The sequence below is a fragment of the Aliivibrio salmonicida LFI1238 genome, assembly GCF_000196495.1.
Lineage (GTDB): Bacteria > Pseudomonadota > Gammaproteobacteria > Enterobacterales > Vibrionaceae > Aliivibrio > Aliivibrio salmonicida.
The window spans coordinates 622705-636099 of the sequence record NC_011312.1 but is presented as its reverse complement, the minus strand read 5'-3'; the positions used below and the strand labels follow the sequence as shown (position 1 = coordinate 636099).

Genomic DNA, 13395 nt, shown 5'->3' with positions numbered 1-13395 from the left:
ACAAGATTATGCATTAACTCGTAATTGACGTGGGCGCAAACCCAATATCACAGCAGGAATTAAATAACTTACCGCACCAAGAGCAATAAAGCTTAATAACATGGCCATTCTTTTTGCTAGATCCCACTCAAGCCATACGTTCATTGCTGGTATAAACCACAATAAAACGCCAACCATAATGGCACCAGATAAAACCAATTTCACAATAAATATCATGGTTTCTTTTGATAATTTATAAACATTCGCTAAATGTAATCCGCGATATAATAATGCCATATTCACAAATGCAGACAATGCCGTTGCCATTGCTAGGCCAACATAGCCATAGAAAGACGCAAAAATAGCATTAAAAACCATATTCGTAACCATCGCAATGATGCCGTAACGAACCGGAGTTTTAGTATCTTGCCTTGCATAATAACCAGGCGCTAATATCTTGATTAACATAAAGTTTAATAAGCCAGACCCATAGGCGATCAAAGACAGCGAGGCGTTATGTACATCATTTGGTGAAAATTCACCACGCATGAACAATACCATTAGCATAGGTTTTGCTAATACCATTAAACCTAACATTGCAGGGATCCCAAGTAAAATAACCATTCTAACTCCCCAATCCATCGTATTAGAGAACCCCGCCCCTTTTGCATCAACATGCTGACGAGAGAGTGCAGGTAGGATCACAGTGGCAATAGCAATCCCAAATAACCCTAATGGGAACTCTAATAAACGATCCGAATAGTAAAGCCAACTGATAGAACCCGTCGCTAAAAAACTCGCGATAAAAGTATCAAACAATAAGTTAATTTGACTTACCGATACCCCAAATAATGCAGGGATCATTAAGGTTCTAATTTTTACAACACCAGGATCATTCCAGCCCCATTGCGGACGAACCAACATTTTGGCTTTATAAAGAAATGGGATCTGGAATAAGAATTGAATTAAACCGCCAAGAAAAACACCAATCGCTAACCCAATTTCAGGTTGCTCTAAGTTTGGTGAAATAAAATAGGCACAAGCAATAATGGCTACATTTAAAAAAACAGGAGTAAAAGAAGAAACGGCAAATTTACCTAACGTATTTAAAATCGCACCGGATAAAGCAACAAAAGTAATAAACCAGAGATAAGGAAAGGTTATTTTTAATAAGAAGCTAGCAAGCTCAAATTTAGGCGCATTAGGCCCATCATTCAACCAATCCATAAACCAACCAGCCCCAAATAATGCCGTTACGACACCAGAGCCTAAAATACCGAAAAAAGTAACAATGGTGACAAGCACACCAAGAGTTCCCGACGCTTTCGCAATTAATTCTCGCGTTTTATTATCATCACCACTGGCGTGATATTCGGTTAATACAGGGACGAAGGCTTGTGAAAAAGCCCCCTCAGCAAATAAGCGGCGTAAGAAGTTAGGTATCTTATTCGCAAAGAAGAAAACATCTGCAGATGCCCCTGCGCCCATTAAATTTGCCACTACTACATCACGGACTAAACCGAGTACTCGAGACACTAAAGTCATGATACTGACGATTAAGCCAGAACGTAAAAGTCGTTTACTCACAAAAAAACCTCACAAAGATGGTGATGATGACCATAAAGAGCTTACTAACTGTAAAAAATGCTGTTAGAATGCACGCCATCTTAACCGTGTTTTGCCATTCTCATCAAACTTTTGTTTGAGACAGCTTGGTTTTTACACAAATCATTTGACATTTAGGTTCAATGGGTGCATATTTCCCGACCTTAAATTGTCACCGAACTACGTTTTTGGGAGTTAAACCCTTGGCAAATAGTAAATCTGCTAAGAAGCGCGCAACTCAAGCTGAAAGACGTCGCCAGCACAACGCTAGCCGTCGTTCAATGATGCGCACTTACATGAAAAAAACTATCGCAGCTATTGAAGCTGGTGATAAAGAAGCTGCAACTGCTGCACTAGCTATTGCAACTCCACTTCTAGACCGCATGGCGACTAAAGGCCTTATTCATAAGAATAAAGCTGCACGTCATAAAGCGCGTTTCACTGCAGCAATCAAAGCTCTTTAATAGAAATTTGATTCTCAGTTAGAAATAAGAAAAAACCGACCTAGGTCGGTTTTTTTATGTCTGTTATTTAGAAAACAAAGAGTGTCACCTCTTCATCTTCCTTATCTACGTTAATTCTGTTTTATTTTGAACAATATAAATTATGTAATAATTGGATTACTGATTTAACTTCATGACTGCTTAATGAATAAAACACAGTTTGAGACTCTTTTCTTGTCGAAACCAACGCATCTTTACGCAACCAACCAAGATGTTGAGACAATGCAGATTGACTTAATGACAACTGTTCTGCTATTTGACCTACTGAAAGTTCACCTTCCAGCAATAAACAAAGAATAAATAATCGACGTTCATTAGCCATTGCTTTTAGTAGTGTGACTGCTTGCGGAGCGTTTTTCTCCATTTGTTGTAAATCCATAAATATACCTGCCATCTAATTTAGTTCCTGCTAATTTAGCTTAAAGCATTCTATTTTTGCAAATTAAAATCAAATAACTGTGAAAAATCAGCTTCACAAATACTTTTTACTGCCGGATGCTGAATCATTCGTTCTGCAAAAATAACGTAATATTCTTCTTTTAAATCTTTTACGTCAGCGATTCGGTGCAAAGAAAGATCAGAATCAGCCTCATTCATATAAACCGTTGGGGCTAAAAATACAGAGTCATTCTCACGGGCAAAGGCCTTCATTAGAGCAACGTCATCAAATTCCCCTAAGATATTAGGCGTAATACCTTGCTGATCGCACCACTGAACCACCTTTCTTCCCATTGATGTTCGACTGCCAGGGATCAGTACCTTTTTTATCTCTAATACTTCTGGGAATTGAATATCCGTCATTTCTTTAGAGCAGAAAAAACTCATTCCACATTCACCCAATTTTTTGCTGAAAAGTCCAGAATTCTGGCTTGAGTCAACAGGGCAATCCGATAAGATCATATCTAATTTATGCTGAGATAACTGTTCAAGTAGCAATTCATGGGTCGATTCAAAGCAGCGAAGATGTATTGATGCATCTTCAGGAATCGTGGTTGAAAGAACTTTACTCACTAATCGTTTAGAAAGAGCATCAGCAACGCCAACATCAAATAGCACATTTGATTGTTGACTATAATTAACGATATCTAACATCTCATAACTAAGGCCAAACATACGATCGGCGTATTTATAAATTAATTGCCCTAATTCTGTTGGCTCAATGTTACGTCCATTACGTTTCGTTAATTTGCCATCAACGCGTTCTTCCAATGCCTTGATTTGTCCAGTCACCGTTTGAGGCGTTAAAAATAATGCTTCAGCAGCTTTAGTTACCGATCCTTGTTTGCACACCATCCAAAAATAATAAAGATGGTTATAGTTTAAATGTGACATAACGGTTCCTACATTGATCTTTTCCAAAAGATACGTCATTTATGACAACGAAGACATTCATTTCGTAAAAAGTACAACAAAACACCAAAAACATCGGATATTCCGTATTCAAATTATTATAAACGTCATCTTTACGCAATATAGAACAAAATAGTTTCAAAAAATAATTTATATTACCTTTTGTCATAAAGAATAAAATCACTTAAATATCAACAAATTAAAATAAAATTCAAACATAAAAAATCCCATACCACATTGTGTGACGAATTTATTACCGTTTTATCCACCACTGTAATATTTCTGAAATATTCATTATCTACTATCGCTTCAGATTAAATAAACCGACAACCTATTATTTCGGTACGGAGCTTTACTATGAATACCCAATCAATTCCTGCAGCAACAATGAGCAATACCTCACGCATGCTGCGTTGGGCAAACTTAGCATTTATGCTTTACCTTCTTTTATTAGCTGTTGCAATGGTCGGAACAGGATTTAAATGGTCTGTTGGTGAACAAGCTAAAGTTCTATTTGAATTTGCTTCTCACCCAATAGCAGGTCTAATGATCGGCTTAGTGGCAACGGCATTAATTCAATCATCTTCTACAGTAACCTCAATTATTGTTGGATTAGTAGCCAGTGGTTTACCAGTAGAAACGGCTATCCCTATGGTGATGGGTGCAAACATTGGAACAACAGTAACCAATACTCTGGTCAGCCTTGGTCACGCTCGTTGTAAAGTTGAATTTAGACGTGCTTTTACGTGTGCCACCGTGCATGACTTCTTTAATCTACTTGCTGTTGCCATCTTCTTACCACTAGAAATGATGTTTGGTATTTTCCAAAAATTATCTGCATGGTTGGTATCTCCACTGCTAAACGCAGGCGACATGAGTATTAAAGGGTTTGATTTCATTAAACCAATTACAAAACCAGTAATTAGTGCAATCAAAGAACCGTTGTCTACCTTCGGAAGTATGACGGGGGGGTTACTGATGATAGGCCTTTGTATTGCGATTCTTATCATCGCGATTACCTTAATGGGTAAATTGATGAAGAGCTTAATGGTTGGCCGTGCTAAGGACATTCTAAAGAGTGCAATTGGTCGTGGTCCTTTGCATGGTATTGCTTCTGGTACTGTTGTGACGGTATTAGTTCAATCTTCATCGACAACAACAAGCCTAATGGTTCCTTTAGTTGGAACTGGTGTACTTAAAATTCGTGATGTATATCCATTTACTCTTGGAGCAAACATTGGAACGTGTGTTACCGCGTTATTAGCAGCGACTGCAGTCTCTGGTGAGTACGCAGTATTTGCTCTGCAAATTGCACTGGTTCACTTATGCTTTAATGTTATTGCTACCTTAGTTATTTATGGCACTCCTTTCCTACGTGAATTGCCACTGAAAGGCGCAGAATGGATTGCTGAAATGGCAAACCGCAACAAAGGTGTTGTGGCTGGATATTTAAGCTTTGTATTTATTATCCTTCCTGGCAGTGTTTTAGCGTTAACCGTGTAAACTGATTAGATAAATAAAAAAGCCCCAGAGTGGTAATCACTCTGGGGCTTTTTATTTTTCAGTACCTATTATACTGAAAATGGGTATTTTATTACCTCATGACTTTCATAGCCAATCACTTCAAAATCATCCATTGTGACCCAGGTTTCTAAATCTTCTAAAGAAGTAATCTTAGGGTTAATCTTAAAGACCGGCGCTTTCAACGGTTCACGCTTTAACTGAACGTCTTTCATCAATTCAAGTTGATCTTCGTAAATGTGACCGTTCACAATCTTATGGTACGCTTTACCGGCTTTATGTCCTGTAATTTGAGCAACGATAGCCAGTAGAAAATACACCTGAACCATATTGAAATTTAAGCCTAGAGGGACATCACAAGAGCGTTGAGTACTATTTAAGTATAATGTGTCACCTAATAGTGAAAAGTGGTGTGAGTACATGCACGGGCGCAAACACCCTATATCAAACTCACCCGGATTATAGAAATTTAAAATTTCACCCCGGTCATCAATGCCTTGACTTAAATCATCAATGATCTTTTTTAGTTGATCAACGAACTCACCATTCGGTTTTGCCCATGAACGACCTTGAACGCCATATACACGTCCCATGTCATCTTCACCTTTACGGTGAGGGTTATTTAACCAAGCATTATTTAAGTTCGCATTGGCATCCCATGTTTTAGTACCAATCTGACGAAAATCTTCGGCATTATCATAACCACGAATATAACCAATCATTTCGGCAACCGCAGATTTCCAGAAACTCTTGCGAGTTGTCACTAAAGGAAATTCACCATTGGCAACATCGTAAGTTAAATCGGCATTAATTACCGTCAAACAACGCTTTCCGGTGCGCTCGTTCTCAATCCAAGTCCCTTCACTAACGATACGTTGGCATAAGTCTAAATACTGCTTCACGGTCATGCTCTCTAAAATTGGCTTAAAAAAATGGCCTCTAACGAAGAGGCCATTACTAAAAATCGTTATTATCGCTATTCTAGCTTATTTTGCTTTTTGTTTTGAGCTATTTTGCTTATCGCCACTGTTCTTCAAATCAGTCGCATAAAGATTACGCTTAAATGCCCAAACCATCATCAATAAACCACCTATCACCATTGGTAATGATAGAATTTGTCCCATTGAGATCCAATCGCCAAACAACCCTAATTGTGCATCAGGTTCACGAACATATTCAACCAAGAAACGGAATGTGCCGTACCCAAATAAGAATAAACCAGAAACCGCCCCTAATGGGCGAGGTTTACGAATAAACCAGTTCAAAATTAAGAAGAGTACAATTCCCTCTAATGCAAATTCATACAATTGCGATGGGTGACGCGGAAATGGACCACCGCTAGGGAATACCATCGCCCAAGGCACATCAGTGACTCTTCCCCACAATTCACCATTCATGAAATTACCTAAACGACCCGCGCCTAAGCCAAACGGAACCAAGGGTGCAACAAAATCAGCAATGGTAAAAAAGCTACGGTTGTTTTTATAGCCATACCAAAGCATCGCACTAATAACACCTAATAACCCACCATGGAAAGACATTCCACCGGTCCATACTTCAAATAAATACAACGGATTATCTAGGAAATATCCAAAATTATAAAACAGGACGTAACCAATTCGACCACCAATAACGACACCAAGAAAGCCGGCAAAAAGAAGATCACTGACTTGATCTTTCGTCCAACCGCTGTTTGGTTTATCTGCGCGTTTATTTGCTAGCCATAATGCAAACATAAAACCAAATAAATACATTAAGCCATACCAACGTATCGCCAATGGTCCAATTTGAAATAATATTGGATCGATATGTGGGAAGTTTAAATACCCCTGACTCATGATTACTCTCTTATCCTAAGAACATTTTAGTGCCGATAAATACTAGAAATACGGCAAAGATTTTTTTTAATGTTGGTGTAGGTAAATACGATGTTAACTTTGCACCAATACGGGTTGTAAAAATGGAGGTAAGTCCAACCCCGCATAATGCAGGTAAATAAACATAGCCTAAACTCATTGGTGGTAAATCAGAGACTTGTGCACCATGAATAATAAAGCCAATCATACCTGCCATTGCGATAAGCATTCCACATAATGAAGAACTCCCAATGGCTTTTCGCATTTCTACACCATGAAAATTTAAATAAGGTACGGTAAGTGAACCACCACCGATCCCTGCAAGGCTTGATATCACACCTATGAACCCACCACTAATACCCACTTTTAATGGCGATGGTAACGGTCTTGTCGCTGTAAATTTTAACGCTAATAACATTTGTAAAGCTAATAGTAAGACAATCACACCAAATACTTTAGGTAAATATTGACTAGGAATTAATTCAGCCGCATAACTCCCTAGAAAACCACCAACAATAACGCCCGGTGCTAACCCTTTAATGAGTTTGAATTCGACATTACCTAACCGTAAATGGTTCAATGCAGATGACGCGGATGTCAAAATAATCGTCGCCAGAGAAGTTCCTAACGCCATTTGCATCACAATATCAGGGGAAATCCCAGCTTGGGGCAGTAACCAAAGTAATGCAGGCACAACTAATAAGCCCCCGCCAATCCCTAATAACCCTGCCATAACACCAACAATACTGCCTAAGGCAAGATAGAGAGCAAATAGCTCCCATACACTAATGACCATTTATTTTCCTGCTCTGATGAATCCTGAAAGATCATGCTTTTCAAAAAAGACCATCATATCAGCCAAAATACTCTCTGCATCATCATGGTGTAAAAGTTTTTCAACAATCTCTTTTACTTCTTCTAATGTAACTTTACGAATTATGTATTTTACTTTGGCCACGTTAGAGGTATTCATGCTGAGATGTTCGTAACCTAATCCCATCAACAATAAACAGCCAATAGGATCGCCAGCCAACTCACCACACACACTCACCGGTAAATTATATTGCTGAGCCGTATCGATAATCTGCTTTAAAGCCAATAGCACCGCAGGATGATATGACTCATACACATGAGAAACTCTTGAATTATTACGATCAACCGCGAGTAAATATTGTGTTAAATCATTTGTCCCGACAGAAATAAAATCCACCAACTCAGTAATTCTTGGGAGTAAATACAACATAGACGGCACTTCGATCATCATACCAATCCGAGGTAGAACAAAAGAAACACCCGATTCATTCAATACTTCTTCATAAGCTTGATTGATCAACTTTCTTGATTGTTTTAGCTCTGGAATACCAGAAATCATCGGTAACATGATAGAAAGATTATTATTACCGATATTCGCTCTTACCATTGCTTTTAACTGTAATAAGAAAATATCAGGATGATCCAAAGTAAAACGGATCCCGCGCCAACCTAAAAATGGGTTGTCTTCTTCTATTGGTAAATAAGGTAATGGTTTATCCCCGCCAATATCTAATGTTCTCATGATGACGGGTTTATCAATATAGGTTTCTAAAATCGATTTATATTGAAGATATTGCTCTTCTTCAGAAGGAAAGCGCTGCTGTAAAAGAAACGGGATTTCCGTTCGATAAAGACCAACACCATCAACACCTTGGTTTACAGCAATCGTGGTGTCGGCGCTGAGACCTGCATTCAAATGTATTCTCATTTGATGGGCATCACGAGTAAAGGTGGGCTTATCTAAATCCAGAGTAATAAGCTGAGATAAGGCTAATTCTTCATTTTGCAGTTCAATATATTCTTGAACTAAAGCCTCTGTCGGCTTTATGTATAGCATGCCACTATAGCCATCAACGATGGCAAGCTTTTGATGATAATGCGCAGGATTAAACTCAACCCCCATGATCGCAGGAATACCAAGCGCTCTTGATAGAATTGCCGCGTGAGAGTTCGCCGCGCCTTCTAATGAGATAACCGCCTTTAATTTTTCTCTAGGAATACTGGCAAGCATCGACGCTGTTAGCTGGGTCGTTACTAAGATGACTGGTTCCGAGAGTTCGAGATCAAATTTATTCTCATAATTTAAGAAATAAAGTAAACGCTGCCCTAATTCTCGAACATCATTCGCTCTTTCACTTAAATAAGAGTCGCTCATGCGTCCAAAACGCGCGGCATAAGACTCAATAACCTGACGTAATGCCCACTCAGCAGAATCTCCTTGGTTGATCTGTTTTTTAAGATCCCCCTTCAACATCGGATCATTCAATAAGTGGGTAAACAGATCAAAAATAGCTAAGGTTTCTGTATTTAACTCTTGTTCAAATCTCTTTTTTGCTCGACGAAAATCTTTTAATGCAAACTCAATAGCACTACCAAGTCGATCTTGTTCTTTTTCTATATCAATACAAGAACTCGGTAAAACCGCTTCAACGTTAGGTTGAGCATCATCAAACCACAAAGGGGCGATAGCCACTCCAGTCGATGCTGACAATCCTTTAAATTGCTTTTGATTAACAGACGTTAGTTGAAGTTGGCTTGACCAGCTCTCTTGTGCTTTAGCGTGAGCAAGAACCACAGCCAATTGCGCCGACAGAGTCACAATAAAGGATTCTTCTACTTCGGTGAATTGACGTTTTTCTTTTTGCTGAACAACCAGAACCCCAAGATTTTGACGTCGATAAATAATCGGTGTCGCCAAAAAAGAATTAAATTTATATTCAGCAATACTAGGTATGTATTTGTATGAGGGGTGAACAGAGGCATTTGCTAAGTTAAGAGGCTCACAGCTGCGCGCAACTAAACCCACAAGGCCTTCATCAATACTTAAGGAAACCGTGTTAGGTTTGGCCTTCAGGCCTTCTGTTGCCATTAATTCTAAGCGCAGGCTGTCATTACTCATAAGATAAACTGAGCAACATTCAGTGCGCATTGAATGGCGCGTACTTTTAACCAATAACGCTAAAGCATCATCCAGTGATTCCGCTTTAGCGACTTGGTCAACAATATCCCTGAGTTGAGTAAGCATACTGACCAATCCTTAAGGCTATAAGGTATAGACAGCTTACCCTTTTTTACCTTTCCTTTTAAATTTTCGTTCTTTAAACGGCATTGCAATTGCCGCAAACTCTTTAAGAGCTCGACGATAAACATCTCGCTTAAATGATACAACTTGTCTTACTGGGTACCAATAACTTACCCATCGCCAACCATCAAACTCAGGTGAGCGATCTCTTTGCATGTTCACCTTAGATTCATCACATTCTAAGCGTAACAAAAACCATTTCTGTTTCTGTCCAATACAAACAGGCTTTGAATCCCATCTAACTAAACGTTTTGGCAGTTTATAGCGTAACCAATGACGGCTACTTGCTAAAATACGTACATCATTCTTAGTTAGACCGACTTCTTCATACAATTCACGATACATGGCTTGCTCTGGAGTTTCACCGTCATCAATACCACCTTGCGGAAACTGCCATGAATGCTGTCCATATCGCTTCGCCCAGAATACTTGACCATGGCTATTGCATATCACTATCCCGACATTCGGGCGGAAACCATCGCCATCTATCACAGGATGACCTCATCATAAACTTATATTCCCTTGATTTTTTCACAGATCGTCTCTTTGAGCAAACAGGATCACGCTTTCTTGTCACGTTTTACTAAAATAACCGTTAATTCTGAATAACTTTTAATCATCGAGTAACTTATCAACATAACAATGAGAGCTACTCCACATTTATTCACCTTTTCTGTGCATAACTTTATGTAGAAACCTAAAAGAGCGAATAAATAGAGAAAGCAGTGAATCCTTAGCCTTCAATATGAGCTGCATTCAAAAACAATAAATCAGATAATAAACATAAGGTTAGTGAGGGGTTCTTTTAAAGGATCGTTTGTCAAAAAAAGCCTTTGAATAATATAAACACAGATCGGTTAAAGATCGAACAATGTGCCAACTATCCACAACTAAGTCGTAATTAATGACTAGGCCATTGAAAAGTCAATAAGTTATTCATAAATAAAGCACTGTATATAGATCCAGAAAAATAGCTAAGGAAGAAAAATATAGCATAATGTGGATAACTTTATTCGATCCAGACAAACTCAAAAAAAAATGAAGAATATGGTAATCTTATCTTTTATCTAATCAATTTAAGGCCTATGACTCCCTTACCACCTAAAACAATTGATGAACTGTTGTCTAGAGCAGAAAGCATTGCTGGTTATACGTTGGCTGAACTTGCGCTGCAAGCTGGAATACCCGTTCCTGAAAATTTAAAGCGCGATAAAGGCTGGGTAGGTCAATTACTCGAATGGCATCTTGGTGCGTCAGCAGGCAGTAAACCTGTACCTGATTTCATTGATCTTGATATTGAATTAAAAACAATTCCAATCAGTCATTCTGGTAAACCATTAGAGACCACCTTTGTGTGTGTCGCGCCCTTAACTGGCGTACATAGCCTACAATGGAAAGAATCACACGTTAGACACAAGCTCTCTCATGTATTGTGGATCCCCGTGGAAGGTGAAAGAGAAATTCCGGTCGGTGATCGTCATGTCGGTTACCCAGTACTTTGGAAACCATCAATCAAAGAAGAACAACAATTACAACAAGATTGGGAAGAGTTAATGGATCTCATCGTGTTAGGAAAAGTAGAATCGATTACGGCAAGGCATGGGGAAGTATTACAACTAAGACCAAAAGCAGCAAACAGTAGAGCATTAACAGAAGCCTATGGTGATAATGGTCAGCCAATAAAAACCTTACCTAGAGGGTTTTACTTAAAAACGCACTTTACCCACTCTATATTAACATCCTTTTTTAACTAAAAAAGCCACTGTATTTATAAATACAATGGCTTTAAACATGAGTGAGTTACTCGCTTACTGTACGAATTAACTGTATGTTCTTGGCTCAGAAATAAGGTTATGTTTATTCAATAAACGGTACATCGTAGCACGGGATACCCCTAACTCTTTCGCTGCTGATGATACTTGACCATCATGTGATTCCAGAACCAATAGTAAAGCATCACGTTCTGAATTTTCACGGATTGTGCGTAAACTGCGTTTTGTATCATTACGCTGAGGAAGATCCAAATGCTCAAGATCAATCGTCATACTATCAGCAAGTAATACCGCTCGTTTCACTTGATTAACCAGCTCTCTCACATTACCAGGCCATGGGTAATGAATCATCGTTTGTAGTGCTTCTTCTGAGAAAGTACGTGCCTGAGTATTATATTCTTTCGCATATCGCTGTAAAAAATGCTCTGCTAGAATCGAAATGTCTGAACTGCGTTCTTTTAATGCAGGTACATGAATACGCAATACATTTAAGCGATAATAAAGCTCTTCCTTGAAGTCCCCTTCTTCGATCGCTTTTTCAAGATCAATATGACTTGCAACAATAACTCGAACATCAAGATCAACAAGTCCTTGAGGCGTTTCCATATTGCTTTCTTGTAGAAAACGTAATAAAAGTTGTTGTTGGCTGACTGGTAAATCATTAATGTCATTTAAAAATAATGTACCACCATTGGCTTGTAATAATTTTGATGTTTCTGGGAATTCAGAATTCAAACCAAATAATTCTTGTTCAATTTTCACTTCAGACAATGAACCACAGTTCAGCGATACAAAGGGACCTTTATTACGACCTGAAGAATCATGCACCGCTTTAGCAACGACATCTTTACCTACACCACTCTCACCCGAAATTAAAATAGAGACATCGGTAGGGGCAACTCTTCGGATCTGATCTCTTAGGCGTTTCACTGCTGGCGCCTCACCTAAAATACCTAAATCTGATTTATTTCCCAAATTTGGCCATACTTTACGCTCAAGCTTTAGCATTCCCAGTTGATGGCCGATAGTACTCAATAGCTGCGCATCAGGAATTGGAGCGGTAAAAAAGTCGATACAAAAATTCACAATAAATTGGCAAATCGTATCAGAACCCAGTTGAGATTCACGAATAAACGCGATCCAACGCACTTGTTTATTATTATTAACTAGCGTGGCAATTCCATTTAAACTGAAATCATCTTGGCTTAAATCAACAATCCCAATACATGGTCCAATTTCGTCAAATAATGTTTGTGCTGCACGTAAGTCGTAACAACGGTGACAACGCCAACCTACTTGTTCTAAGACCGCTAACCAAGGTTCGTAGCTACCACCAACGACAACTAATGAACCAGGAACCGAATCCATACGAAACTGAGTACCCATAAAACTACCTCTAAATTCTTTATATAAACCAACTAAAATATCTCTTAAGAACGACTATACAGGTTTTAAGACGAACACGAGTCTCACAAACGAGATGGCCGTCATTGTTTTAACAAAAAAAACATGAAATCACACCAAATAATAGCTGATAATTAACATAACAGCCTCATAGCAGACTCATTAATGAGAATTAATCAAAAAAAAGCCATAAGGAATCATGTTTTAATTACTTTTTAGAGGTATTAGTGAGTAAGAAGAGAATTGTAAAAATTAAGTCAATTGAATCATAACTGCTATTTATTTTAAAT

At 38.5% G+C, this 13395-nt stretch carries 12 protein-coding genes; 3 read left to right on the top strand and 9 right to left on the bottom strand.

The features are described 5' to 3' along the window. Positions 1-6: 6 nt before the first annotated feature. Positions 7-1566 (bottom strand): murein biosynthesis integral membrane protein MurJ, encoded by a 1560-nt coding sequence (gene murJ / locus VSAL_RS03260; RefSeq protein ID WP_012549386.1) that lies wholly within the window; start codon positions 1564-1566, stop codon positions 7-9. Positions 1567-1787: 221 nt separating this feature from the next. On the opposite strand from murJ, the gene rpsT reads away from it, so the two are divergent. After that, the gene (gene rpsT, locus VSAL_RS03255) at positions 1788-2048 is read left to right on the top strand and encodes a 30S ribosomal protein S20 (protein ID WP_012549385.1); all 261 of its coding nucleotides are present in this window, start codon (positions 1788-1790) and stop codon (positions 2046-2048) included. Positions 2049-2169: 121 nt separating this feature from the next. Here rpsT and VSAL_RS03250 read toward each other — a convergent pair whose 3' ends face one another. Next, positions 2170-2466, bottom strand: coding sequence for an ArsR/SmtB family transcription factor (locus tag VSAL_RS03250; RefSeq protein WP_023604104.1), 297 nt, complete (start codon positions 2464-2466; stop codon positions 2170-2172). 50 nt (positions 2467-2516) lie between these two features. Next, positions 2517-3419 (bottom strand): transcriptional activator NhaR, encoded by a 903-nt coding sequence (nhaR, locus tag VSAL_RS03245; RefSeq protein ID WP_044583182.1) that lies wholly within the window; start codon positions 3417-3419, stop codon positions 2517-2519. A 375-nt stretch (positions 3420-3794) separates the two neighbouring features. Between nhaR and VSAL_RS03240 the strand changes: the two genes are divergently transcribed. Beyond that, positions 3795-4940, top strand: a complete 1146-nt coding sequence (locus VSAL_RS03240; protein ID WP_012549382.1) for a Na/Pi symporter — start codon at positions 3795-3797, stop codon at positions 4938-4940. Between the two features lie 68 nt (positions 4941-5008). On the opposite strand, the gene VSAL_RS03235 is transcribed toward VSAL_RS03240, so the two are convergent. From VSAL_RS03235 to rppH, 5 genes are all read right to left on the bottom strand, one after another. Beyond that, positions 5009-5860 carry a thymidylate synthase gene (locus VSAL_RS03235; protein WP_044583384.1) on the bottom strand — a complete coding sequence of 284 codons (852 nt, stop codon included), beginning with the start codon at positions 5858-5860 and terminating at the stop codon, positions 5009-5011. An 84-nt stretch (positions 5861-5944) separates the two neighbouring features. After that, positions 5945-6796, bottom strand: coding sequence for a prolipoprotein diacylglyceryl transferase (lgt, locus tag VSAL_RS03230; protein ID WP_012549380.1), 852 nt, complete (start codon positions 6794-6796; stop codon positions 5945-5947). Between the two features lie 10 nt (positions 6797-6806). After that, positions 6807-7610: a sulfite exporter TauE/SafE family protein gene (locus tag VSAL_RS03225; RefSeq protein ID WP_012549379.1), complete on the bottom strand. Its 804-nt coding sequence runs from the start codon at positions 7608-7610 to the stop codon at positions 6807-6809. After that, positions 7611-9872 carry a phosphoenolpyruvate--protein phosphotransferase gene (gene ptsP, locus VSAL_RS03220; protein WP_012549378.1) on the bottom strand — a complete coding sequence of 754 codons (2262 nt, stop codon included), beginning with the start codon at positions 9870-9872 and terminating at the stop codon, positions 7611-7613. Positions 9873-9908: 36 nt separating this feature from the next. Continuing rightward, positions 9909-10421, bottom strand: coding sequence for an RNA pyrophosphohydrolase (gene rppH / locus VSAL_RS03215; RefSeq protein ID WP_012549377.1), 513 nt, complete (start codon positions 10419-10421; stop codon positions 9909-9911). Between the two features lie 593 nt (positions 10422-11014). On the opposite strand from rppH, the gene mutH reads away from it, so the two are divergent. Further along, positions 11015-11683 carry a DNA mismatch repair endonuclease MutH gene (mutH, locus tag VSAL_RS03210; protein WP_012549376.1) on the top strand — a complete coding sequence of 223 codons (669 nt, stop codon included), beginning with the start codon at positions 11015-11017 and terminating at the stop codon, positions 11681-11683. A gap of 66 nt (positions 11684-11749) precedes the next feature. Here the strand turns inward: mutH and VSAL_RS03205 are convergent, their stop codons facing one another. Next, positions 11750-13087, bottom strand: coding sequence for a sigma-54-dependent transcriptional regulator (locus tag VSAL_RS03205; protein WP_012549375.1), 1338 nt, complete (start codon positions 13085-13087; stop codon positions 11750-11752). Positions 13088-13395 lie beyond the last annotated feature (308 nt).

Coding starts and splice junctions, on each gene's coding strand:
- lgt (WP_012549380.1), bottom strand. CDS start 6,796: ATGAGTCAGGGGTATTTAAACTTCCCACATATCGATCCAATATTATTT.
- ptsP (WP_012549378.1), bottom strand. CDS start 9,872: ATGCTTACTCAACTCAGGGATATTGTTGACCAAGTCGCTAAAGCGGAA.
- mutH (WP_012549376.1), top strand. CDS start 11,015: ATGACTCCCTTACCACCTAAAACAATTGATGAACTGTTGTCTAGAGCA.
- VSAL_RS03240 (WP_012549382.1), top strand. CDS start 3,795: ATGAATACCCAATCAATTCCTGCAGCAACAATGAGCAATACCTCACGC.
- VSAL_RS03225 (WP_012549379.1), bottom strand. CDS start 7,610: ATGGTCATTAGTGTATGGGAGCTATTTGCTCTCTATCTTGCCTTAGGC.
- VSAL_RS03205 (WP_012549375.1), bottom strand. CDS start 13,087: ATGGGTACTCAGTTTCGTATGGATTCGGTTCCTGGTTCATTAGTTGTC.
- VSAL_RS03250 (WP_023604104.1), bottom strand. CDS start 2,466: ATGGATTTACAACAAATGGAGAAAAACGCTCCGCAAGCAGTCACACTA.
- nhaR (WP_044583182.1), bottom strand. CDS start 3,419: ATGTCACATTTAAACTATAACCATCTTTATTATTTTTGGATGGTGTGC.